19 protein-coding genes are annotated in these 23,996 nt (G+C 70.6%); 11 read left to right on the top strand and 8 right to left on the bottom strand.

The genetic code is table 11. The features are described from left to right. The first annotated feature begins 40 nt into the window (after window positions 1–40). The 3 genes from atpA to atpD all read left to right on the top strand — a co-directional run bounded on the left by atpA (window position 41) and on the right by atpD (window position 4,189). Window positions 41–1,675 (top strand): F0F1 ATP synthase subunit alpha, encoded by a 1,635-nt coding sequence (gene atpA / locus MOPEL_RS00745; RefSeq protein WP_009480928.1) that lies wholly within the window; start codon window positions 41–43, stop codon window positions 1,673–1,675. A 114-nt stretch (window positions 1,676–1,789) separates the two neighbouring features. Then, window positions 1,790–2,707, top strand: a complete 918-nt coding sequence (locus MOPEL_RS00740; RefSeq protein WP_009480927.1) for a F0F1 ATP synthase subunit gamma — start codon at window positions 1,790–1,792, stop codon at window positions 2,705–2,707. A 24-nt stretch (window positions 2,708–2,731) separates the two neighbouring features. Then, the gene (gene atpD / locus MOPEL_RS00735) at window positions 2,732–4,189 is read left to right on the top strand and encodes a F0F1 ATP synthase subunit beta (protein WP_009480926.1); all 1,458 of its coding nucleotides are present in this window, start codon (window positions 2,732–2,734) and stop codon (window positions 4,187–4,189) included. 154 nt (window positions 4,190–4,343) lie between these two features. Here the strand turns inward: atpD and MOPEL_RS00730 are convergent, their stop codons facing one another. Continuing rightward, window positions 4,344–5,645 carry a WecB/TagA/CpsF family glycosyltransferase gene (locus tag MOPEL_RS00730; RefSeq protein ID WP_009480925.1) on the bottom strand — a complete coding sequence of 434 codons (1,302 nt, stop codon included), beginning with the start codon at window positions 5,643–5,645 and terminating at the stop codon, window positions 4,344–4,346. Window positions 5,646–6,262: 617 nt separating this feature from the next. On the opposite strand from MOPEL_RS00730, the gene MOPEL_RS15535 reads away from it, so the two are divergent. Beyond that, complete coding sequence (locus MOPEL_RS15535; protein WP_051992155.1) at window positions 6,263–7,684, top strand: malectin domain-containing carbohydrate-binding protein; 1,422 nt, start codon at window positions 6,263–6,265, stop codon at window positions 7,682–7,684. A 225-nt stretch (window positions 7,685–7,909) separates the two neighbouring features. Beyond that, the gene (locus MOPEL_RS15530) at window positions 7,910–10,162 is read left to right on the top strand and encodes a malectin domain-containing carbohydrate-binding protein (protein ID WP_051992154.1); all 2,253 of its coding nucleotides are present in this window, start codon (window positions 7,910–7,912) and stop codon (window positions 10,160–10,162) included. A gap of 60 nt (window positions 10,163–10,222) precedes the next feature. Here MOPEL_RS15530 and MOPEL_RS00715 read toward each other — a convergent pair whose 3' ends face one another. Both MOPEL_RS00715 and MOPEL_RS00710 read right to left on the bottom strand, forming a co-directional pair. Next, entirely contained in the window at window positions 10,223–11,476 is a 1,254-nt protein-coding gene (locus MOPEL_RS00715) for a glycosyltransferase (RefSeq protein WP_009480922.1), read from the bottom strand. After that, window positions 11,473–12,351: a glycosyltransferase family 2 protein gene (locus tag MOPEL_RS00710; protein WP_009480921.1), complete on the bottom strand. Its 879-nt coding sequence runs from the start codon at window positions 12,349–12,351 to the stop codon at window positions 11,473–11,475. Before MOPEL_RS00710 ends, MOPEL_RS00715 begins: the two co-directional genes overlap by 4 nt. Before the next feature lie 63 nt (window positions 12,352–12,414). Between MOPEL_RS00710 and MOPEL_RS15525 the strand changes: the two genes are divergently transcribed. Both MOPEL_RS15525 and MOPEL_RS00700 read left to right on the top strand, forming a co-directional pair. Next, window positions 12,415–13,017 carry a serine O-acetyltransferase gene (locus MOPEL_RS15525; protein WP_009480920.1) on the top strand — a complete coding sequence of 201 codons (603 nt, stop codon included), beginning with the start codon at window positions 12,415–12,417 and terminating at the stop codon, window positions 13,015–13,017. After that, the gene (locus MOPEL_RS00700; protein ID WP_009480919.1) at window positions 13,014–14,096 is read left to right on the top strand and encodes a hypothetical protein; all 1,083 of its coding nucleotides are present in this window, start codon (window positions 13,014–13,016) and stop codon (window positions 14,094–14,096) included. Before MOPEL_RS15525 ends, MOPEL_RS00700 begins: the two co-directional genes overlap by 4 nt. 44 nt (window positions 14,097–14,140) lie before the next feature. Here the strand turns inward: MOPEL_RS00700 and MOPEL_RS18675 are convergent, their stop codons facing one another. From MOPEL_RS18675 to MOPEL_RS00685, 3 genes are read right to left on the bottom strand one after another with little or no spacing between them, the layout of a single operon-like run. Beyond that, window positions 14,141–14,683 (bottom strand): acyltransferase, encoded by a 543-nt coding sequence (locus MOPEL_RS18675; RefSeq protein WP_009480918.1) that lies wholly within the window; start codon window positions 14,681–14,683, stop codon window positions 14,141–14,143. Next, a complete protein-coding gene (locus tag MOPEL_RS18220) occupies window positions 14,674–16,029 on the bottom strand; it encodes an O-antigen ligase family protein (RefSeq protein WP_009480917.1) in 1,356 nt (451 codons plus the stop codon). Before MOPEL_RS18220 ends, MOPEL_RS18675 begins: the two co-directional genes overlap by 10 nt. A 7-nt stretch (window positions 16,030–16,036) precedes the next feature. Further along, window positions 16,037–16,909: a hypothetical protein gene (locus MOPEL_RS00685; RefSeq protein WP_009480916.1), complete on the bottom strand. Its 873-nt coding sequence runs from the start codon at window positions 16,907–16,909 to the stop codon at window positions 16,037–16,039. 218 nt (window positions 16,910–17,127) lie between these two features. On the opposite strand from MOPEL_RS00685, the gene MOPEL_RS00680 reads away from it, so the two are divergent. After that, the gene (locus MOPEL_RS00680; RefSeq protein ID WP_169316257.1) at window positions 17,128–18,717 is read left to right on the top strand and encodes an oligosaccharide flippase family protein; all 1,590 of its coding nucleotides are present in this window, start codon (window positions 17,128–17,130) and stop codon (window positions 18,715–18,717) included. Window positions 18,718–18,768: 51 nt separating this feature from the next. Here MOPEL_RS00680 and MOPEL_RS00675 read toward each other — a convergent pair whose 3' ends face one another. Continuing rightward, window positions 18,769–19,698, bottom strand: a complete 930-nt coding sequence (locus tag MOPEL_RS00675) for a glycosyltransferase family 2 protein (RefSeq protein ID WP_009480914.1) — start codon at window positions 19,696–19,698, stop codon at window positions 18,769–18,771. Window positions 19,699–19,906: 208 nt separating this feature from the next. Here MOPEL_RS00675 and MOPEL_RS00670 point away from each other — a divergent pair, with 208 nt between their 5' ends. The 3 genes from MOPEL_RS00670 to MOPEL_RS15520 all read left to right on the top strand — a co-directional run bounded on the left by MOPEL_RS00670 (window position 19,907) and on the right by MOPEL_RS15520 (window position 23,006). Then, complete coding sequence (locus MOPEL_RS00670) at window positions 19,907–20,875, top strand: glycosyltransferase family 2 protein (protein ID WP_009480913.1); 969 nt, start codon at window positions 19,907–19,909, stop codon at window positions 20,873–20,875. Beyond that, complete coding sequence (locus tag MOPEL_RS00665; protein ID WP_009480912.1) at window positions 20,872–21,951, top strand: glycosyltransferase; 1,080 nt, start codon at window positions 20,872–20,874, stop codon at window positions 21,949–21,951. Before MOPEL_RS00670 ends, MOPEL_RS00665 begins: the two co-directional genes overlap by 4 nt. Window positions 21,952–22,019: 68 nt before the next feature. Then, window positions 22,020–23,006, top strand: a complete 987-nt coding sequence (locus MOPEL_RS15520; protein ID WP_009480911.1) for a polysaccharide pyruvyl transferase family protein — start codon at window positions 22,020–22,022, stop codon at window positions 23,004–23,006. 41 nt (window positions 23,007–23,047) lie between these two features. On the opposite strand, the gene MOPEL_RS15515 is transcribed toward MOPEL_RS15520, so the two are convergent. Continuing rightward, window positions 23,048–23,968 (bottom strand): glycosyltransferase family 2 protein, encoded by a 921-nt coding sequence (locus MOPEL_RS15515; protein WP_051992153.1) that lies wholly within the window; start codon window positions 23,966–23,968, stop codon window positions 23,048–23,050. Between the last annotated feature and the right edge of the window lie 28 nt (window positions 23,969–23,996).

Raw genomic sequence — 23,996 nt, 5'->3', positions numbered from 1 at the left:
GCCTCCCCGCCGGAGGAGCTGACAGGAGAGAGACGAAACGATGGCGGAGCTTACGATCCGTCCGGAGGAGATCCGGGCAGCACTGGATTCCTTCGTGCAGTCCTACGAGCCCGATTCGGCCACCCGCGAGGAGGTGGGCCGGGTCGTCGACGCCGGTGACGGCATCGCGCACGTCGAGGGTCTTCCCTCGGCGATGGCGAACGAACTGCTGCAGTTCGAGGACGGCACCCTCGGCCTCGCGCTCAACCTCGACGTCCACGACATCGGTGTCATCGTCCTCGGTGACTTCGCCGGCATCGAAGAGGGCCAGCAGGTCAAGCGCACGGGAGAGGTCCTGTCCGTCCCCGTGGGCGACGGCTACCTCGGCCGCGTCGTCAACCCCCTCGGCCAGCCGATCGACGGCATGGGCGAGATCGAGAGCGAAGGGGTTCGTGAACTCGAGCTCCAGGCCCCCAACGTCATGCAGCGCAAGTCGGTCCACGAGCCGCTGCAGACGGGCATCAAGGCCGTCGACTCGATGATCCCGATCGGGCGTGGCCAGCGCCAGCTCATCATCGGCGACCGTCAGACGGGCAAGACCACCGTCGCCGTCGACACGATCCTCAACCAGAAGGCCAACTGGGAGTCCGGTGACCCCGAGAAGCAGGTGCGATGCATCTACGTCGCCATCGGCCAGAAGGGTTCGACGATCGCGTCCGTCCGCGGCACGCTCGAAGAGGCCGGCGCGATGGAGTACACGACGATCGTCGCAGCCCCGGCCTCCGACGCCGCCGGCTTCAAGTACCTCGCGCCGTACACCGGTTCGGCCATCGGCCAGCACTGGATGTACGCCGGCAAGCACGTCCTCATCGTCTTCGACGACCTGTCCAAGCAGGCCGAGGCCTACCGCGCCGTGTCGCTGCTGCTGCGTCGTCCGCCGGGCCGCGAGGCCTACCCGGGTGACGTCTTCTACCTGCACAGCCGTCTCCTCGAGCGTTGCGCCAAGCTGTCGGACGACATGGGTGCGGGCTCGATGACGGGTCTGCCGATCATCGAGACGAAGGCCGGTGACGTGTCGGCCTACATCCCGACGAACGTCATCTCCATCACCGACGGTCAGATCTACCTCCAGGCCGACCTCTTCAACAGCAACGTGCGTCCCGCGATCGACGTGGGTGTCTCCGTCTCCCGTGTCGGTGGCGCCGCCCAGATCAAGGCGATGAAGGAGGTCTCCGGGCGCCTGAAGCTCGACCTGGCCCAGTTCCGCGCCATGGAGGCGTTCGCCATGTTCGCCTCCGACCTCGACGCCGCGTCCCGCGCGCAGCTCGCCCGCGGTGCCCGTCTCGTCGAGCTGCTCAAGCAGCCGCAGGCGTCGCCCATGCCCGTGGAGGAGCAGGTCGTCGCCGTGTGGGCCGGTACCACCGGCAAGCTCGACGACGTCGAGGCGTCCGACGTGCGCCGCTTCGAGGCCGAGTTCCTCGACGACGTGCGCCGCAACCACCCCGGCATCCTCGACTCGATCCGCGAGACGAAGAAGCTCGACGACGGCACCAAGAACGCGATGGAGGAGGCCATCTCGGCCTTCGCCCGCGACTTCCGACCGGGAGCGGACGACAGCCTCGTCGACGGTCCCGACGAGCCCGTCGAGCCGGCATCCGACGAGGACATGGATCAGGCCCAGATCGTCCGTCACTGACGGGTCATCCCGCCGACCCACCGACCGGGCCCGTGATCTCGGGCCCGGTCGGGGCGGCGGCAGCTAGACCGACAGCATCGCGCGCACACACGAACCACAGAAGGGCGGAAAGATATGGGAGCGCAGATCCGGGTGTACCGGCAGCGCATCCGCTCCGTCAGCTCGATCAAGAAGATCACTCGGGCGATGGAGCTCATGGCGGCCTCCCGCGTCGTCAAGGCGAGGCAGCGGGTGGACGACACCACTCCCTACTCGACCGCCCTCACCCGGGCGCTCTCGGCCGTGGCGTCCTACGGTGAGCTGGAGCACCCCCTCATCACGGCCGCCGAGGACCCCAAGCGGGTCGCGGTCGTCATCATGGCCAGCAACCGTGGGCTCGCCGGCGCCTACGCCTCCTCGGTGCTCAAGGAGAGCGAGCGGGTGATCGAGCGCCTGCGCAGCGAGGGCAAGGAGGTCGTCCCCTTCCTCGTCGGTCGCAAGGCCATGCGGTACTACAGCTTCCGTAACCGCGAGTTCGCCGAGTCCTGGGAGGACTCGACGGACGCGCCGCCGTACGAGATGGCGAAGTCGATCAGCGACGCCGTCCTCGAGGCGTACCTCGGTGAAGAAGCCGACTCGGTGGACGAGGTCCACATCGTCTCCACGCGTTTCCGCTCCATGGTCGTGCAGGAGCCGCGCACGCTGCGTCTCCTTCCGCTGGAGATCGTCGACGCGGACGACGCGACCGACGAGGAGTCGCTCCGGCACCGCCCGGACAGCATGCACCCGCTGTACGAGTTCGAGCCCAACGGCAAGGAACTCCTCGACACGGTGCTCCCGCAGTACGTCACGCACCGCATCTACAACTGCCTGCTGCAGGCCGCCGCCTCCGAACTTGCGGCACGTCAGCGCGCGATGAAGTCGGCGACGGACAACGCCGACGACCTCATCAAGACCTACACCCGGCTGGCCAACGAGGCGCGCCAGGCCGAGATCACCCAAGAGATCAGCGAGATCGTGGGCGGCGCCAATGCCCTCGCGGACTCCAAGTAAGAGAGAGCAGGGAGTACGCACGGTATGTCTACTACGTATGTCGAGCCCACGACCTCCGGGCAGACCGAGGGTGGCGTCGGCCGCCTGAGTCGCATCATCGGCCCTGTCGTCGACGTCGAGTTCCCCGCGGACTCGATGCCCGAGCAGTACAACCTCCTCCACACCGAGGTGACCCTCGGCGGGGAGACCAAGCGCATCAACCTCGAGGTCGCCCAGCACATCGGCAACAACCTCGTGCGCGCCATCTCGCTGCAGCCGACCGACGGCCTGGTCCGCGGTCAGGAGGTCCGTGACACGGGCGGCCCGATCTCCGTCCCGGTCGGCGACGTGACCCTCGGGCACGTGTTCAACGCGACGGGTGACTGCCTCGACCTCGTCGGTACCGACGAGACGCTGGAGATCACCGAGCGTTGGGGCATTCACCGCCCCGCGCCCGCGTTCGACCAGCTCGAGTCCAAGACCCAGATGTTCGAGACGGGCATCAAGGTCATCGACCTGCTCACCCCGTACGTCCTGGGTGGAAAGATCGGCCTCTTCGGTGGTGCCGGTGTCGGCAAGACCGTGCTCATCCAGGAGATGATCGCGCGTGTCGCCCGCAACCACGGTGGCGTGTCGGTGTTCGCCGGTGTCGGTGAGCGCACCCGCGAGGGCAACGACCTCATCGTCGAGATGGAGGAGGCCGGCGTCCTCGGCCAGACCGCTCTCGTCTTCGGTCAGATGGACGAGCCGCCGGGCACGCGTCTCCGCGTCGCGCTGTCGGCGCTGACGATGGCGGAGTACTTCCGTGACGTGCAGAAGCAGGACGTCCTCCTGTTCATCGACAACATCTTCCGGTTCACGCAGGCCGGTTCGGAGGTCTCCACGCTGCTCGGCCGCATGCCGTCCGCCGTGGGTTACCAGCCGACCCTGGCCGACGAGATGGGTGTGCTGCAGGAGCGCATCACCTCGACGCGTGGTCACTCGATCACGTCGATGCAGGCCATCTACGTCCCCGCCGACGACTACACCGACCCGGCGCCGGCGACGACGTTCGCCCACCTCGACGCGACGACCGAGCTCTCCCGTGAGATCGCGTCGCTCGGTATCTACCCGGCCGTGGATCCGCTCACCTCGACGAGCCGCATCCTCGACCCGCGGTACATCTCCAAGGACCACTACGAGACCGCGGTGCGCGTCAAGGGGATCCTCCAGCGCAACAAGGAACTCCAGGACATCATCGCGATCCTCGGTATCGACGAGCTCTCCGAAGAGGACAAGATCCTCGTCAACCGGGCTCGCCGCCTCCAGCGGTTCCTGTCGCAGAACACGTACGTCGCCAAGCAGTTCACCGGCATCGAGGGCTCCACGGTTCCGCTCGCGGACACCATCGAGGCCTTCACCAAGATCTGCGACGGCGAGTACGACCACCTCCCCGAGCAGGCGTTCTTCATGTGCGGTGGCCTCGACGACGTCGAGCGCCAGGCCGCCGAGCTGGAGAAGTGACCTGTTGAGGTCCTGATCTCCGACACGGCTGCGGCCCGGATCCCCGACGGGGACCCGGGCCGCAGCCGTGTCATCACGTCGGTCGCGGTCGCCGGGGCGGGGATGTCGGCGCGCACGGCCGTGAGAGACGGTGGGTGGGAGCGAGGGGACACCGTCAGGCGGTGCGGGGCTCTGCCTGCCTGCGGCGGGGTGCCGGTGCGTATCGGCCGTAGTTGAGCAGAGGGGGACGCTGCACGGTGGTGGGGGCGTCGTGCATACGACGAGCCTCCGAGGCTGCGCGCCGGAGGAAGAGGGGGTTGCCGACGAGGTACCGGCGCCACAGACGGCCGGGCTCCTGGGCGAGGCGCCACACCCACTCGAAACCCATCTCGCGCACCCAGACGGGCGCGCGGGGGATCCGGCCCGAGTAGAAGTCGAACAGGCCACCCACACCCATCGCCACGCCGACGTCGAGGTCGTCGCGGTGGCGGTCGAGCCACTCCTCCTGGCGAGGGGCACCGAGGGCGACCAGGAGGATGTCCGCACCCGAGGCGTTGATCTTCTCGACGACCGAGGTGTCCTCCTCGGGCATCACATAACCGTGTTGGGTCCCCGCGATGCGCAGGCCTGGGTGGGCGGTGACGAGAGCGTCGGCAGCGGCCGCTGCGACACCCGGTCGAGCGCCGAACAGGTACAGCGACAGGCCTTCGGCGACCGCGCGTTCGCAGAGGCGCGGCAGCAGGTCCGTGCCGTTGAGGTTCTCCTTGATGTCGTGGCCTTGGAAGCGGGCGGCGAGTTTGACGCCGATGCCGTCGGGGACGACACGGTTGCTCCGACGCAACGTGCCGAGGTACTCGGGATCCTCGACCGCCTGGTTGAGGCAGTCGGAGTTGACGAAGGCGAGGATGGACATGGGGCGCCGGTGCGCGGTGACCGTGATCCAGTCGAGGGTCTCGGCCATGGTCGTGTTGTCGATCGCGACGCCGAGGACGTGAAGCGTCTCGTCGTATCGGCCGAACCCGCCCGCCAGCGTCTCGGCGACGAGGTAGCGCGCCGCGAGAAGGAGCTGGTCCTTGATCGGGAGGGGGGCGTCCTCGTCGTCGGCGGGTTCGTAGTCGATGCCCGTGCGGGCACGAAGGCGCTGAGGAGACATGAGTCCCGGAAGGGTACGGTCCAGCGGGGTGGGGTCCTCCGGTTCGAGGGGGTGGGGGCCGACGAACCGGAGATCGCCCCGGGCGACGGACCAGAGGTAGGGCAGACGCCGCCCCTTGGTGTTGCCGGCGAAGGACCGGATGACGATGGGGGTGCCGTCCGCGCCGAGTCGTTCGTGACGGTCGAAGACGCGTCCTTCGTGGGCCAGGGCCACTGCGGCACGCGCCGCGGACACGGGTGACAACAGGAGGGACACGGCGGTGGCGCCGAGGCGGTCGAGGGCCGGGGCGCGATGACCTGACTGCGCGGGCTCGCGGGACGTCATGTGTCAAGGGTAAGGACATCGAGCCGATGCCTCCACACCGGGCCGTGTGGGGAGCGTTGTCACGCAACGGAACTGGCGCAGGGGAGGGTGGGTGGCGCCGACGGCGGCGGCTGCGGTGCGCCACGGGTGCGGGGTGGGTGTCGCGACCGGCCCGGCCGGGCGCACCGCGCGGAGGGGCTCCGGGGGCCTCCCGGTGGCAGAGGCCGCGCGGTGGCGGCGCACGCCCGAGAGATGTCTCACGGGTCAGACATTCGAGGTCGCGGTGCGGCGGTGAGTTCGTCAGGGGCGCACGGCCGGTCGGCCCAGCGGCGAGGGGCCGGTCGGTCCGCGCGAATCGTCCGTTTCCTTCCTATGTGTGGAGGTGTCTCAGGGCCCCCGGGGGCATGCCGATGGGGAGACGTCGCCCTTCAGTCGGCGGCTTCGTACCACCTGCCATGCCACGGAAGGCTCCCTGCCACATGCCTCGACGTCGTGCCGCACTCGCGTGCGGCCTGCTCACCCTGCCCGTCCTCGTTCCGCCCGCCACGACCTCAGCCGAAGCGACCCCCACGATACGGCGGCCCGCAGCCAGATCCGTGTCGCCCCAGCCCCCGACCTCGGCGAGACCGCGTCGTGCAGTGAAGAAGGCCCCGGCCCGCCGGGTCTTCTCCTCCCGGGTGGTCATGGGCGCCGCGGACGTCACGGACTCGAAGGGGCACGTGTGGCGACACCGGACGACGGGGGTCGGGTCGTGGCGGACGGGTGTCATCCCGCCCGGGGTCGACGTCGCCCGTACGCGTGACGATGCCCTGTATCGCCGTACTGCGCCGGGAATCTCCTGGTACCGCCTCGAGGTGCCCGCCGCCGCCACGTACCGGGTACGCCTGCTCTTCTCGGAGAACTGGTTCACGCGATCGGGGGAGCGGGTCTTCGACGTCACCGCGGAGGGACGCCGAGTGGCCCGTGACGTGGATGTCGTCAAGGCCGTCGGCAAGAACGCGGCCCGCGACGTCACCTTCACCGTTCCGGTGCGGGACGGCCGCCTCGACCTCGGGTTCGTCGCCAAGAAGGACCTGCCGATCCTCTCCGGGGTGGAGGTCGTCTCGACGACCCCGGTCGCCGTCACCGCTGCTCCCTCACCCAAGGTTCCGCTGGCGAGGAACAGCGCGTTCTTCACCGACATCCGTACCGCACCCCTCGCACCCAACTCGGCACGAGCCGCGGCGGGTCTCACGAAGCAGGTCAGGGACAACTGGGGTGGGGTGGCCGCGTTCAACGCGCGCCGCTTCAACAACTCCTTCTACGAGGTGCCTGCGACACAGCGCAAGGTGCGCGTGAACTTCTACGACTGCCAGCGCAAGGGGTACACGCCGGCAGGTCTGTTCGACGGTCCGAAGCACTTCGTCGACGTGCCGATCCCGCCGAACGCCGTGCCCGCCACCGGCAGCGACAAACAACTGACCGTCTACGACCGCACCGCGGACAAGCTGTGGGACTTCTGGGTGACCGAGAAACGGCCCGACGGGTCCTGGCGCGCCTGTTGGGGTGGGCGGATCGACGACGTCTCGAGGAGCCAGGGAGTCTTCCCCCGCCCCTATGGTGCGTCGGCGTCGGGTCTCGCGATGACCCCCGGCGTGATCTCGATCGACGAGTTCCGTCGTGGCCGCGTCGACCACGCGATGTACCTCGCGCTCATCGACGTCGCGAAGTGGGACAGGTACTCCTGGCCGGCGAACCGGTCCGACGGTCTGTCGAACGACCCCGACGCGATCATGGAGGGTCAACGTCTCCGGCTCGACCCCACCCTGGATCTGTCGACGATCCCCATGACGCCCGTCGCACGGATGGTCGCCGAAGCCGCCCAGAAGTACGGCTTCGTCGTGGCCGACAAGGCCGGCGCCGTCGCCGTCGCCACCGAGTCGGGCAATGCCGAGAAGGCCCGCACGGGTGTCGATCCGTGGAACGGGCTGCTCGCCGGTCCCGACTACCAGGCAATGCAGGGCTTTCCGTGGGAGCACATCCAGGTCCTGCCCAAGGACTACGGCAAGCCCACCCGCTGACCCACTCGCCGCGCCTCGGACTGCCACCCGGTGCGGCGGTCCAATGCACCGCACCGTCGTCACCGCGTTCACATATGCGCCCGACGGACACGAGCGCGGCCCGCGTCCCTCCCGACGTCTCTGTCGCGTGGCGACCTCGCCGACTCCTCACCCCCGTCCATGTCCCTGCCGTCCCGGCGTCTGCTGCCACAGACCCGCGGACCGTGACGAGAAACGAACCCTGCCATGCCGTCATCCCCGTACCCCGTCGTGTCCTCGATCCGGCGCACCCGGCGTCGGCTCCTCGCCGTCGTGGCGCTCACGACTCTCACCGCGTCGCCGGCCGTGCCCACTGCTCTCGCTGCCACACAGACCGCCGCGGCGGTCGACGCCCCGTTCTCGTCGAGGATGACGGCGAGGTGGCAGCCGTACACCGATCCCGCGGGTGTCACGTGGGCGGCGCGCTCCACGACGCTGGGCACCGTCCGGTCGAGCACCGCACTCGAGGGGAAGGACATCATCGGGACCACCCGTGACGCCCTCTACCAGTACAGCGCCGTCGGCGTCACCGGCTACGCGCTCCCCGTCCCGCACGACGGCTCGTATCGCGTCCGTCTCCACATGGCCGAGGGCTGGTGGAGCGGGCCCGGAAGGCGGGTGTTCGACGTCCACGCGGAGGGGGTGCTCGCCGCGGCGGGGGTCGACATCTTCCACTCGGTGGGGAAGGGTGCGGCCCACGAGGTGACGTTCGTCGTCGCGGTGGACGACGGGCGGCTCGATATCGACTTCGTCGCGAGGGCGGATCTGCCGGTCGTCGGCGCCATCGAGGTCGACGAGGTTCCCCCGCCCGAGGTGCCTGCCGTCACGGAACCGGAGGCCACGCCCCCGCCGAGTTCGGCGCCGACGAGTTCCTCACCGGCCCCGACGACGGACGTGTCGGCTCCCGATGCGACGCCGCCCGCCCCCACCGAGGACCACGATCCCTCGGGAACCCGCCCACCCTCCGTGGAACCGTCACCCCCGACGGGAAGTACCCCGCCACCGGAGGCGCCGGCCACGGAAGAGATCCCGCGTGACCCGGAGGTCGTGCAGGAGACGTTCGCGATGAGGATGACCGCTTCCCCGACGGACCTCGTCGACTCGGCCGGGCACGTGTGGCGTCGACGTGGGCCCGCCCTGGGGTCGTCGAAGTACAACACGAACCTCGTCGGCAAGGACGTCGCAGGTACCGAGGACGACGCGTTGTACCAGCGCAGCGTCGTCGGCCCGAAGGGAATGCTCGTGCCCGTCCCGGCAGCGGCGGACTATCGGGTGCGGCTGCTCTTCGCCGAGGGGTACTGGACGCGACCCGGGCAGCGCGTCGTCGACCTGCGCGCCGAGGGCGTCACCGTCGCCGACGACGTCGATCCGGTCGCCGCAGCCGGGCCACGCACCGCCCACGACGTCGTCTTCGAGACCCGGGTCGAGGACGGGATGCTCACGATCCAGTTCGTCAACGAGGTCGATCAGGCGCTCGTGGCCGGCATCGAGGTCGTCTCCACGGACCCGGCCGCCGCCACCGGTCTCCCCCTCGCCTCTCTCATCCCACACGCGGACTCGAGCGAGTTCCGGCGTGACGTCAGGTCCGCGCCCGTGGCCGGCAACTCCGCAGCGGCGGTCGCGCGCCTGCTCACCGCGATCGACGCGGGCAAGGGTTGGAACGCGGGGGTGAACGCGTACGAGTACAACTCGGCCTTCTACCGGGCAACTCCGCAGACACCGCGTCGGAGGGTCAGGTTCTACGACTGTCAGGGGAAGGGGTACACGCCGTCCGGCCTGTACGACGGCCCTGCCTACTTCGTCGACGTGCCGATCCCGGACGATGCCGTGCCGGCGACCGGGACCGACGCGCAGCTCGGGATCTACGACCCGACGAGCGACCGGTTGTGGGAGTTCTGGGTGACGCGTCGCTCCGCCGACGGCGAGTGGAAGGCGTGCTGGGGTGGCCGGGTCGACGGCGTCTCGACGTCCCACGGTGCGTTCCCCCCGCCGTACGGGGTGTCCGCGTCGGGCCTCGCCATGGCGGGTGGGGTCGTGAGTATCCAGGAGGCGGCACGAGGAGAGATCGATCATGCGCTCTACCTCACGGTCACCGAGGCCCAGCGGGAGCTCTTCTCGTACCCGGCGAACCGCACCGACGGGAGGAGCGACGGGCCCGACCTCCTGCGCGAGGGGCAACGGATGCGTCTCGACCCGTCGATCGATGTGACCGCCCTGGGTCTCACCCCGTTCGGGGAGATGGTCGCGCGGGCCGCGCAGACGTACGGGTTCATCGTCTCCGATCTCGCCGGCCACCCGGCGATCGCCACGGAGGCGGGGCGTCAGGACGAACGTCGGACGGGCCTCAACCCGTGGGACGTGCTGCTCGGTGGCCCCTCCTACGACGCTCTCGCGAAGTTCCCCTGGGAGAGGGTGGAGGTCCTGCCCGTCGATCACGGTAGCCCCGACGCGGATCGGTGACGGGGACGGCACCCTCCGGCGTCTCGGCCGCCCTCGGCGAGAACGTGGCCGGTGCGGGGGTCAGGGCCGGGCAGGGACCCGCCGAAGGACGTCCGCCATCGCGGGGCCCGTGACCTCGGGGACGAACCCTCGGGTGATGACCTCGCGGCCTGCGGCCCCCATGCGTCGACGTCGCTCGGGGTCCGGGGCGAGCCCGGCGAGCGCGTCGGCGAGGAGGTCGGCACGGCCCGCGGGGACGACCCGGCCGTGCTCGCCGTCGTGGACCATCTCGGTGACGGCGGCGATCTGGGTCGTCACGACGGGGAGGCCGGTCGCCATCGCCTCCATGAGGACGACGGGAAGACCCTCGGAGAAGCTGGGGAGGACGAAGACGTCGCTGTCGCGGTAGAGCGCGGGCAGGTCGTCCTGGCCGACGGGACCGACGAGATCGACCTCGTCCGACAGTCCCGATGCCTGGATCGTGCGGGAGAGCAGATCGTCGAGGCCGCCGGCACCGACGATGCGGGTGCGGGTGTGGACGCCCCGCTCGCGGAGGAGGCGCAACGCCTCCAGCAGGATGGGCGCTCCCTTCTCGGGGACGAGACGGCCCACGTAGAGCAAGCGCACCGGGTCCGTCGCCGTGCCCGTCGCGGTCGAGGGGGACTCACTCGGGCGGTAGCGGCCGGCGTCGACGCTCATGCGGACGACGTCGAGCTTGCCCCAGTGCTCGGGCTCGACGAACCGCATGAGTTGACTGCGGCAGAAGTCCGAGATGCAGGCGACGCCGTCGGCGTCCCGCACCTTGGCGGGCAGGTCGTGCGCCTCCACGGCCTCGAACTCCGTGGGTCCGTGCATCGTGAACGACCACCGCCACCCTGCATCGGGGCCGTCCTCGGCGCGTCCGAGGTGGGTGACGAGGCGGGCCACGTCGGTGGAGACGTTGGCGAAGTGGGCGTGGACGTGGGTGATGCCGCGTTCGCGGAGACGGTCGTGCAGGAGGACCGCCTCGCCGAGGTAGAAGAGCTGCCACGTGCGGCCCTTCGCCGTGCGCGGACCGGAGGAGAGCGCGCGGCGCAGGGTCGAGGCGAAGGCGCCCGGGGCGCGTCGGACCAGTCGGGCGTGGGCCCCGGCGATCTCGGCCGGGGGAGTGCCGTGCAGGGCGGGGGTCGCGGCGGCGTCCTCCCGCATGGCCTCGGAGCGGAGCTCTCCCGGCGGGCAGGGGCGGACGCTGAAGGTGGCGACGTCGACGCCGGCCGCACGGACGGCTCGCACCTCACGTTCGATGAACGTGTGCGAGAGGGCGGGGTATTGGCTGGTGAGGTAGGCGACGGTCATGACGACGGGTCCTTCCGGCGGGGGGTGAGACGGCTCGACTCGTCGCGTTCCCAGGCGGCGGCCTCCCGGGCGGGTCGTGCGGCGCGGCGACGGGCGGTGAGGGTGACGGCGAGGAAGACGAGCACCGAGGGGAGCTCGGTGGGGCGTCGTCGGAGGAGGTCGAGGAGGGCTCGTCCGGTCGATCCCGTCGTCGCTGCGAAGCGGTCCGCGTCGGTGTCTGCGAGGGTGGTGTTCCCTCGAGCCACCCGGACGCGGACGTCGATGAGACTCCGCAGGGTGCGGGGTGTCGTGACGGTGAACGTGCCTGCGGTGGTGAGTCGTTCGTGTGGGGCGAAGAGCCGCTGGATGAAGAGGTCGTCGGCGTGGACGTCCGGAAAGCGGTCGAAGCGCGCCCGGCCCGCGGCCGAGACGGCGTAGACCCCGAGACCGACGAGGCCGTCCGTGACGTAGGGGATCTCGCGGAACACGCGGTAGTACGCCCGCACGGGCCACGAGGCGCCTCGCAGATCGAACTGCACGTGGGGTGCGGCGACGAGCGGTTCGGGCCCGGAGAGGGCTTCCACGAGTGCCGGGATCGCCTCGTTCGAGAGGACGATGTCGGCGTCGAGGTAGATGCGCGGGAGCGCCGTCGCCGCCGCGTCGCCCGCGTTGAGGGCGAGCGACTTCGACCCGGTGGGAATGTCGAGCACCTCGACGTCGTACTCGCGGGCGATCTCCACGGTGCGGTCGTGGCAGCCGTTCGCGGCGACGACGACCTCGAGGCGCGGGTGGGAGCCCTCCTGCGTGTAGGGGGCGAGCGACTCGAGGCAGGCCGCGATGACGCGTTCCTCGTTGTACGCGGGCACGACGACGGAGGCGTCGCAGAACTGCTTCATGTGCGAACTCCTTTGCGGCCTGGGCGGGTTCAGCCTACTGGGGGTCGCCACTAGAGTGATCGGGTGATCCGACGTCGCGCCCCTCGCCCCTCGACCGGCACCGACTCCGACCCGACGACCCGCCTCCGCCTGGACGATCCCGGCAGACAGGGATGGACCCTCGCGGAGGGTCGCGCCCACTACCGCGAGCTCGTCGCCTCCGACCTGCCCCGCAACCCCTACCTCCCGTGGCGGACGACGATCCGCGTCCTCCGCGCCGGCCAGGTGCTCTACCGCTGCAAGGGGCCGGTCGCGTTCGTGCTGCGGAGGATCGTGAGCGTCGCCGACAGCGTCTGGACCCGCGGTCTCATGGGTTCGGAGATCCCGACGATGGTGTGGTTCGGCCCGGCCCTCCGACTCCCGCACGCCGGCCGTGGACTCATGATCCACTCGACGTGTCGCATCGGTGACGGTGTGACGATCTACCACCACGTCTCCCTCGGCGTCCGCGACGGACGGCCCGGCCCGACGATCGGTGACGACGTGGAGATCGGTGCGGGGGCGGCGGTCCTCGGCCCGATCCGCGTCGGCGACGGCGGCAAGGTCGGCGCGAACGCCGTCGTGACGAAGGACACCGAGCCGGGGCGCACGTACGTCGGCATCCCCGCCCGGCCGCTCGGCTCGTGACCCCGCCGCCCCGCCGACACGTCGCCGTCGGCCTCGCCACGCTCGTCGTCGTCCTCGTCGCCACCCTGGTCGGGATCAGCATCCTCGTCCCCGATTCCCCGGAGCCCGGCCCGGCGCCCACGGCCTCGCCCACCCCCACGGCGGGCCAGCGTGGCGTGTACCCCAGTTTCGGTGACGACGACGTGTTCTCCGTCGACGTGCGGAACGCCCCCGTCCACCCGGACTCCGCGGCGATGAACCGCAACCTGCGTGGGCAGATCGACCCCAACTACGGGGGCGTCGTCGGCCTCAACACGACGCACTACAACCCGGTGCTGTACGTCGTCGACGAGACGACCCCTCGAGTTCGGGTCGAGTTCGACGACTGCCAGAAGAAGGGTTACACGCCCACCGACCTCTTCGACGGTCGCAAGCAGTTCGTCGACGTGCCGGTGCCCGCCGATGCGCAGACCTCCGTCGGGACGGATTCGACGATCACGCTGTGGTCGCCGAGCACCGACCAACTCTGGGAGTTCTGGGTGATGAAGCGGACGAAGTCCGGCGGATGGTCGGCCTGCTGGGGCGGTCGCATCGACGACGTGTCGAGCTCACCCGGCTACTTCCCGAACCCGTTCGGCGTCAGCGCGTCGGGTCTCGTCACGACGGGGTCGATGATCACGCTGAAGGAGGCCCGGGAGGGACGCATCGACCACGCGATGGGGATGGCGCTGCTCCGCCCCGCGCGGTGGGACCGCGTCTGGTACCCCGCGCAGCGTAGCGACGGCACCGATCCCTCTCCGCATGCGATCCCCGAGGGGGCGCGGCTGCGTCTCGATCCCGCCGTCGACGTCGAGTCCCTCGACCTCACCCCCCTCGGCAAGGCCGTCGCCCGTGCCGCACAGACGTACGGGTTCGTCGTCGTGGACACCGCCGGTGCCGTCGCGGTCATGGCGGAGTCGTCCCTGCCGGAGCAGAAGGCGACCGGTACCGACCCGTGGGAGGAGATCCTCGGCGGGGTGCCGCACTACAAGCAGCTCGAGAACTTCCCCTGGGACCGTGTCCAGGTGGTGGAGGAGTCCTACGGCAAACCCGGCGGGTGACATGCCGACGTGGCCGGGTCCCGCCCCGGCCGGGAGCGACGTCGTCAGCGCTGCCGCAGGACCGTCGCCGGAGCCCCCGCGACGATGGAGCCTGCGGGCACCTCGCCCCGCACCACGGAGTTCGCCGCGACGACGCATCCGTCCCCGATCCGCGCGCCGGGGAGGATCACGGCGCCCGCTCCGATCCAGACGTCGTCCCCGATGACGACCCCGTCACCGTGCCAGGGTTGGTCGACGATCGGTGTGCCCGGCGCGGTGCCGTGGTTGCTGCCGACGATGGTGACGAGCTGGCTGACGAGGCAGTCCCGCCCGATGCGGATGGAGGCGCCCGCGCAGCGGATGTTGTTGAACTCGCCGACGTAGGTGCGCTCTCCGATCTCGAGACGTGCGCCCGTGAGTCCAGCACCGTCCGTCACGTAGAGCGCCGTGGGCCCGTGGACGGACACGTCCTTGGCGAGATGTGCCCGCCGTGGGTCGCCGGCGAACTTGACGTCCGCGGCGACGAAGGCCTCCCTGTTCGCGCGACGGAGCCGCTCGCGGGCGATGACGCCGTCACGAGCGGAGCGGACGAAGTCCTTCAGCGGCACGTCGGGTCCTTTCGGGGGTCGGGCCAGGACTGCACGAGCCCGGTGAGGAGGAAGAAGACGAACGTCGGGAACGGGTAGGGGACGGGGCTCGTCATCGCGGGCACGATCCACGCCATTCCGGCCGCGAGGCAGGCGATACGCCAGTCGTCGGTGACGGGGTCGTCGCGGCGGCGCGCCATCGCCGCGCCGGGCCCGAAGGCGAGGATCGCGACGAACAGCAGTGCGGCCGGAATGCCGAGTTCGGCCGCACGTGACAGGAAGACGTTGTGGATCTCGATGTTCACCGTCGTCACCGGGTAGGTGTCGGCCTGCCGTACCCATTCCGGCGCCACGTCGATGAACCGACCCCACCCGACCCCGGTGACGGGCGTCTCCTCGACGACCCGCAGGGCGGCCGCGTTCGAGTTGGCGCGGTCGTGGAGGGAGCGGGACGTCGATCCTCGTTCGGTGATCCGCGTGGCGACGTCGGGGGCGGCGGCGAGCCCGACGAGCGCGAGTGCGACTCCGAGAGCGGCCATGACGGGCACCCATCGCCACAACGAACGTCGGGAGGCGACGACGACGATCACGGCGAGGAGGCCACCCAGCCAGACCGACCGGGTGAGGGAGAGGACGCTCGCGCCGAGCGACAGGGCGCCCACCGCGAGGCCGAGCGCACGCCACGCGCCGCGGTCGACCCGCGCGAGCAGGAACGCGCAGATCCCGCAGAGGAGCAGCGACATCCCGTTCGCCTCGCCCATGAGGAACGGGCCGCCGGCACGGGCGGCCTCGCCGCTCGCGACGGCCTCGGGCAACACCTCGTAGGTGGCGATGTAGCGGGGGAAAAGGAAGCCGAGAGCCCCCGCCGTCTCGGCGAGGGTGATCGCCACGAGATAGAGCCCGAGGAGCGTGAGGGCGCGGAGGAACACCCGGCGACGGAACGGCGTCCGGAGGAACGCCGGCGCAATCGCGAACAGGAGTAGGGGGAGGACGACCCGGTCGAGGGCCGCGTACAACGCGAGCGTCGTGAACTGTGCGTGCCACACGATCGAGGCGAGGGTCCAGACCGAGTACGCGACCATCGCGACGAACAGGGCGGTCGTGCCACGGGGCCGGCGTGTCGGGGAGAAGCGACGGTCGAGGAGGAGGAGCAGCAGGCCCCCGGCGAAGAGGAGGCGGTCGGGGCCGAGCGGGATGCCCATCTCGCCCCAGCGCCCGGAGAAGACGTTGAGGACGAGAGCGGCGAGAAGCACCCAGAAGAACGCGGGGGCCGTCCGCCACGACTCCGGCCGGGGAACGGGAGCGACGGACTCGGACGCGGCCGTGGCGACCGGGCCTGCGGCGGGTGTGGCGGGACTCGGGTTCACGACCGACTCACGCGGAGGGCTCGACCTTCGACCGGGGCCGGCGCCGGTCCCGCATCACCGAGAGGAGCAGGCCGAGCAGGCCACCGGCTCCGAGGCCCAGCAGGCCGTACCGCAGCAATGCGGACCGGAGACCGTCACCCGTGGATGCTGCGGGAGAGATGACCTCGAGGGTGCTGTTGCCTTGGGTGTCGACGTACTGGCGGCGGTAGAGCTCGCCCGCCGCCTCCTGCTTGAGCTGCAGTTCGGCGAGCTCGGTCTGCGCCTTCTGCCATCGCGCCCGGGCGCTCTTCACGCTCGCCGCGCTCTTCTCGCCACCGACGGCACGGGAGTACTCGGTCTCCGCCTCCGACGCCGCCGCCCGGGCCGCCGCGACCTTGGGTGCGATGGAGGTGAACGCGGCGTACGCGGACTGCGGGTCGTGGCCCTTTCGAGCCTCGCCGACCTTGGTCATGAGGGTGTCCGCGGCCTGCGTCGCCGCGCGGGTGGCCTCCTCGGCAGAACCCGCCTGGGCCTCGATGCGGATCACCGCGGACTCCGGGATGGGGGATGCGGCCACGGTGGCGCCGTCCCCGACCTTCCAGGACCCGGCCGCGACCTCGTTGCGGATCCATCGGGAGTAGTCGGCGGCGAGCTCCCGCGCACCGACCGGGTACCCGGCGATCGTGTACGCACTCGTGTCCGCAGGCACGACGGCGACTCGCGCCTCGGCGCCGTAGGTCCGCGGCATCACCAGGGCGGCGCCCACTCCGAGCAACAACCCCAGGACGAGACAGACCGCCATGAGAGCCGGATGGCGGAGGACGGAGGTGAGCGGGCCGACGGCGTCCTCACGGACGTCGTCGTGGTCGTGGACGCGTTCGCTCGGGAAGGTCGACGACAACGAGATCTCCTCGGGTGGAGGGCGGGGCAGGACGGGTGCGGCTCCGACCCTACCCTGCGCAGTCGGACGTCCAGGGTGGGGAGTTCCCCGTCGCCCCAAGATCATTCGCGCCTCCGGAGGACGTCTCGAGGCGGCGGGGGAACGATCGCCCGGCGCTGCTCGAGCCGTACGATGTCACCCGTGTCTGGCCTCTCCCCCTCCTCGTGCCCGGGACGCCCGTGATCCCTGAACAGCCCACACCCGCCGACCGCACCGACGTCGGGACCACCCCGATCGAGGCGGCGCCGCCTCCCGTCCCACCCGCCGGCGGCGCCCGCGGTTCGGCACGGACGCTCGTCAGTGGCACCTCGTGGAGCGCGGCGTCGCAGTTCGTGCCGCTCGTCATCAACCTCGGGATGACCCCGTACATCATCCGCGGGTTGGGGGACGCCCGGTACGGGATCTTCCTCCTCATCACGACGATCACGATGCTGCTCAGTCAGTTCGACGGTGGTATCGGCCAGGCCGCCATGCGGTTCTTCACCATCTATGCGGGTCGCGACGACCGCACCGCGACGACACGGCTCCTCTTCTCCGTCTCCGCGGTCATCGCGGCATTCGGCGTGTTCATCACGACCGCGGTGGTCCTCTTCTCCGAACGGATCCTCCAGTTCTTCCACCTCGCGCCCGAGTACGTCCCGGAGGCGAGATTCCTCCTCGTCACGCTCACCGCCGTCGTCGCGGTCCTGCTGCTGCGCAATCTGTACAACGCGGTGGTCTCGGCGCGGAACCGGTTCCAGGTGCTGTCGGCGGCGATCATCGCCGGCCACGTCGTCTACGCTCTCGGGCTCTGGGCGACCATCGAGAACGGGTGGGGCCTCTACGGGGTCGCCGGGACGATGATCCTCCAGCAGGTCGTGGGCACCCTCATCAGCGTGCCGGTGGGAGTGCGGTTCCTCACGCAGCAGGGCCTCGGATTCGTCACCCGCGCCGAGGCGGGGGAGTTCTTCGCCTACGCGTGGCGGATCCAGATCGGCGGCATCGCGGCGATCCTCGCCTCCCAGAAGGACCAGCTCGTCGCCGCCCGCATCATCTCCGCGCAGCAGTCGGGCCCGTTCGGTCAGGGCACGAACTTCGCCAATCAGCTACGCCTCGTCCCCCTCAACGCCCTCGCACCCATCCAGGCACTCGTCGGCGCGGAGGTCGGGGCCGTCGGGGCCACGGGGGCACGCCCGAAGATCGAACGACTGCAGCGTGTCTGGGTCGTCCTCGTCACCGGGTGGTGTGCCGTCGGCGTCCCGTCGACCTACTGGGGCGTCAAGGCGTGGCTCCCCCCGGGATACGCGATCGCCGGTGACATCGCCTCGATCCTGCTGGCAGGGCACTTCTTCGGTCTCGTCTGCATCGTCGACCGCACCTGGGCGCTCTCCCTCGGTCACGCCTCGATCGCCATGCGGCAGAGCGTCGTCTCACTCCTCGCGAACGTCGTCGCAAGCGTCGCGCTGTGGTTCCCCTTCGGGCTCCTCGGAGTCGTCGCGGGTACGGCGATCGGCACGATGGCAGGCACCCTCTTCATGTCCTGGGACGTGAGTCGTGTCGTCGAGGTGCGCATCCGATGGTTCCTGCGGCAGGTGCCGCTCTGGCAGGCCGCCGCCGCGGCCGGCCTCACGTTGGTGTTGGAACTACTCGTGGCCCCCTGGGCGCCGCACGGGCCGCTCGGTCTGCTCACCTGCGGGCTCCTCGCCGGGCCCGGCTTCGTCCTCCTCGTCATGACGACGCTCGGCGTCCGCGGCGCCAAGGACGCACTGGCCCTCGTCCGCCGTCGCTGACGCTCCCCGACGGGGGCGACGGCACCGTGCGCGCCGTCCCGGAGGGGGGACTCAGCGTCCGGCGCGTCGACGGGCGTGCGCCGCCGCGGCCGACTTCCGGGCGGCGCGCACCGCCATGTGTGCGGCGAACCGCACGTCCGCCGCCGTGAGGTGGCGCACGGGCAGGTGGGTCATCACCCGTGCCACGCCCCCGACGTCCGCGTGGTTGCCGAAGATCTCGAGGAAGTACCGGTGGCCGGCCGTGGCCTCGCTGGGGGGAAGGGTGGAGAGTCGGTCGACGATCCGGGCGTAGACCTCCCTGTGCCCCGCGCTCACCTTGGCGGCGCTCGCAGAGATGCGGTGGACGTCGGAGTCGTCACGCCAGTAGTGGACGAGGACCTCGGGGACGCATTCGATCGACCACTCCTCGTTGACGCGGAGGTAGAACTCCCAGTCCTGGCACGAGGGGAGCCCGGGGTCGGGCGTGCCGACCGTGTCCACGACCTCGCGGCGCACCATGACGCAGGAGAAGGTGCCGATGACGTTCGCCTGGAGGAGCTCGAGGGCGCGCACCCCGGAGGCGGTGGGGCGTCGCCCTGCCTCCAGCCGGCCGTCGGGGTAGCGGAGGTCGTACCACGTGTAGGAGAGACCGGCCGTGGGGCCGCCCGCCTCCAACGCGGCGACCTGCTTCTCGACCTTCGTCGGCAGCCACAGATCGTCGGCGTCGAGGAAGGCGAGGAATTCCCCGCGGCTCGCCTCGATCGCGGTGCGTCGGGCCGCGTTGCCGCCCCGGTTGGTCTCGTGGGTGAGGAGGGTGACACGGTCGTCGTCGATCTCGGCCAGGGCACGCTCGGTCCCGTCCTCGGAATGGTCGTCCACGACGACGACCTCGAGGTTCGTCCACGTCTGGTCGAGAGCGCTGCGGACGGCCGCGACGATCGTGTCCGCCCGCTTGTAGGCGGGGACGAGGACGGAGACGAGAGGGGGACGGGTATCGGTCATCGGGTCGGACTCCTGCGTCGGATCGGCGCCATCCCCCAATAGCCTGGCAGGGGAACAATACTCGTGGCGGTGACACGGGGTGGTGCGGGGGGATGGCCCGGCTCGAGCGATGCAGGGTCGCCCGAGCCGGGCGGTCCACGTTCGGGTCCACGTCGTTAGGGTGGTCCCGTTCTCTCTTCGTGAACTCCCGTCCTCCGAAAGGGGATTCATGCCCCACGGCCCGCGCGTGAGCGTCGTCATCCCGTGCTATCAGTCCGAGCGGACGGTGGGGGAGGCGATCTCGAGCGCCCTCATGCAGACGTATCCCGACGTCGAGGTCGTCGTCTGCCTCGACGGTGCGACCGACCGCAGCGGCGCCATCGTCGACGCCTACGGTGACCTGCTCACGGTCGTCCGTCAGGAGAACAGGGGTCTCGCCGAGGCGAGGAACTCCGCCGTGGCCGCCGCGTCCGGTGAACTCATCGCCCTCCTCGACGCCGACGACGTGCTCCTGCCGCCCCACGTCGAGCGCGCCGTGGCGCGGTGGCAGGCACGCGAGACGGAGAAGGCGTACGTCACCTGCAACGCCTACACGATGGGTGTCTCCGGGATCGTGCCCCGCCGCACCGTCCTCCCGCGAACCACGCCGCGTTCGCAGGGACACCGTCTCGCTCTCCTCCAGCGCAACATCGTCTCCGTCCTCTCCGTCTATCCCCGCGCGATGCACGAGGAGATCGGCGGGTTCGACCCCGAGATGCGCGTCCTCGAGGACTACGACTTCTGGGTCCGGGCCGCGTTCGCGGGGTGGACCACCCTCTACGAGACGACTCCGACCGCCCTGTACCGCCGTACGGGTTCGAGCCTGTCGGCACGGACCGCGCGGATGGCGGAGTACGAGCAGCGCCTGCGCCGGGCCGTCCGAGAGCGGTACGACGACCGACTCACCGACGACGAACGTGCCTACCTCGACCGGGTCCTCGACATGGAGACCCAGGACGTCTACCTCCAGCGCGCCGATGCGGCCCTCCGCGAGGGCCGACGTACGGAGGCGGCCGCCGACTACTCGGCCGCGGCCTCCCTCGTCCCGTGGGACCGCAGGCTTCGACTCAAGGCAGGCATGCTCCGCCACGTGCCCCCGACGGGTGCCCTGTACCGATGGCGGGAACGCGTCCGCCGAGAGGAGACCTCACGAGCATGACCACCACCTCCCGTCACGCATCCGAGGACGCCCACGAGCAGTTCGCCCGCGACGCGTCGCATGTCGGCGACCCCGTCGTGATGAGCACGATGTGGGGGTCGTCTCCCGGCTGGCGATCGCACGTCGACTTCTACGTCCCCGAGACCCCGGAGGCGATCGGCACTCCTCGTGACCTCCTCCGCCTCCTCCGCCTCGCGCCGGGCAAGCGGGGTCTCATCCTCCTCGGCTCCGTGTCCCGTCGTCACCGTTACCGGGACTTCGTCCTCGCGCTCCTCGTCAAGATGACGCGACGGCCCTCCCGGCGTCCGCGCATCCTTCTCACCGACGCCACGTGGGAACCGGAGAGCCGGTCGTTGTCCCGCCTCACCGGCGTGCCGAGTCGATGGTTCGCGCTCCCACAGAAGCTCATGATCCGGGCGATCGACGGGCCTCACGTCCACTACGCGGTCCTCAGCAGACAGGAGCGGGAGACGTTCCCCGACCTGTGGTCGGTCGACCCCGAACGCGTCGTCTTCACCCCCTTCCCTGCGACGATCGACCCGGCGACCCCGACCACGACCGGGGATTATCTCTTCGCCGGCGGGACGTCCTACCGCGACTACGACCTGCTCGAAGAGGCCGTCCGACCGCTCGACGTCCCGTGTCGCATCGCCGCCGACTGGCAGCCCCGCCGACCCCACCCCCGGATCACTGCGGGACTCGTCCCCCACGAGGAGTTCGTCCGACTCCTCGCGGGGTGTCGTGTCGCCGTCGTCCCGCTGCAGGACCGCCACCGGTCGGCCGGGCAGCAGTCCTACCTCAACGCAATGCTCCTTCGGAAGCCCGTCGTCGTCACGGATGCTCCGGGAGTGCGGGACTACATCGAGGACGGGGTCACCGGCGTCGTCGTCCCGCCCGAGCCCGAGGCCTTGAGGGCGGCGATCCGTGACGTCCTGGATCCCGCTCGGGCTGCGCACTACGACGAGATGGGGCGGCGCGCACGAGCCTGGGTGCTCACCCATGCCACCTCGGACATCTACAAGGACGACGTGCTCCTCGACGCGATCGGCCTCCGCCGGGACCCGGATCGATCGTGACCGGATCCTGACGCCGACACGAGCTCGGCACGTCGGTCCTGCGCGCCGAATTCCCTACGGTGGGAAGCATGGACGTCGTGTCACAGGTGGCCGGCCGGGTCGAACGCGGACTCGGCGGACGGAAGCTCGGGTACAACGGACGGGTGCGCAGCCAGGGGCGGGAGGCCCGTCGTGTCGCCCGCGCCGTCATGACCCCCGCCTGCCGACCGGAGGCCCTGCTCGTCTCGACGTTCTGGTGGGAGAAGGTCGAGAACTTCGGTGACCTCCTCACCCCGTACCTCCTCCCACGTCTCGGCGTCGTCCCCGTCCTCGCCCCTCCCGCCGAGGCGGATCTCGTCGGCGTCGGCTCTCTCCTCCAGCACCTCGACCCCGGATTCCAGGGCGCGATCTGGGGGAGCGGGCTCGTCGACGACCGTCGCATGGACCTGCCCGGCGCGACGTGCCTCGCGCTGCGCGGCCATCTCACCCGGGATCGCCTGGGCTCCCCGACCGTCGAGGCTCTCGGCGATCCCGGCCTCCTCCTCTCGCGCCGCGTGCGTCGTCGGAGCGTCACGTACGACGTCGGGGTCGTCGCCCATTACGTCCACGCCGAGGACCCGTGGTTGCTCGATCTCGTGGCCGCCCACCCCGGTTCCGGTGACGGAGTGCTCTTCATCGACGTCGCCCAGAGCCCGCGGGCCGTGGCCCGCCAGGTCGCGTCGTGTCGCGCGATCGTCTCGACGTCGTTGCACGGGGTCATCACCGCCGACTCCTTCGGGATCCCGGCCGCGTGGGTCCGGATGCCCAGAGCGCTCTACGGCGGGGACTTCAAGTTCCGGGACCACGAGAGCGTGGTCCGACCTGCGCGGGACCGCGGGTGCGACTCGCGCGACGTGGGCAGCCTCGCCGAACTCGTCACGCGTGCGTGCCCGGCCGACGGGGATGCCGTGGCGCGCGCACGGGAGAGGCTCGTGACAGCTGCCGCGCGGATCCCGGACGTCGTCCCGCACCGCAGGGTGCCGACGTGGCAGGTGTCGATCGTCGGGCGTGGCAGGCCAGTGCACCTCCACGTCTGATCCCGTCCATGGGGCCTTCCCGGTGGAAGCCCCCATCGGCCTCAGCAGCCTGTGTGGGAGGCGTCCGGCGGCGTCCGGCGGACGAAACCGGCAGCCCGACCGGCGATCGAGGCCGAGCCGAGGAGCGCCTCGGCGAGGCCGTCGCGGTCGCGGCGCACGGCAGCGGATGCCGTCTTCCGGAGCAGCCACCCGGCATCCACGGCGAGGCGGCGCGAGGTGAGGACGGGGCCGTGGAACGCGAGGTCGGTCTGGGTGCCGACGAGATTGCTCCGGTAGGCACGCCGCAGGAGGGCGCCTGCGGTGAGCCGGTCGGCGGGGGTCGGTTCCGTCACCGGCGCCTCGTCGCACCAGGCGAGCGTCCCGCCCTGGTCGAGGACGGCGCGGAAGAAGAAGTGGTCCTCCCCGCCGGCGCGTCCCAGGTGGGTGGGGAACCAGGGATCACCGATGCGTTCGAGGATGCGACGGCGCACGACGATGTTCTGGGCGCCGTTGAGCATCGCGACGGGGCCCGAGGGGTGCCGCGTGCGTCCTGCGTAGAGGCTGTTGTGTGCGAGACGCGACGCCCCTGCCGGGAGATCTCCGAGGACGGGGCCTGCGGTGACGTCGGCGCCGCCCTCGCGAGCGGCCGTGGTGATCGTCGTGAGCCAGCCGGGCGGGACGTGTCCGTCGTCGTCGAGCATGACGAGCCATTCCCATCCTGGACGGAGACGCGTCGCCGCGCGGACGAGAGCATTGCGAACCTCGGCGACGCCCGGCTGCCGGACCGGGATGCACGCCACCTCACAGGCGTCACGGAGGTCGCTCGAATCGACGACGCGTTCGGCGTCCCCGCGGTCGGGATCGTTGTCACCGAGCACGAGCAGGACCCCGGTGTCGGCCACCTCGTGGCGGAGGGAGCGGAGGAGGCGAGCCAGAAGCTCGGGACGCCGATAGGTGGGGACGGCGATGACGACGGACTCCATCGGATTCATGCGACCCCCGGCGTGACGG

This window comes from Mobilicoccus pelagius NBRC 104925, assembly GCF_000247995.1.
Classification (GTDB): Bacteria; Actinomycetota; Actinomycetes; order Actinomycetales; family Dermatophilaceae; genus Mobilicoccus; species Mobilicoccus pelagius.
The sequence above is the reverse complement of the archived record's forward strand: the minus strand, read 5'-3'. Positions and strand labels throughout refer to the sequence as shown.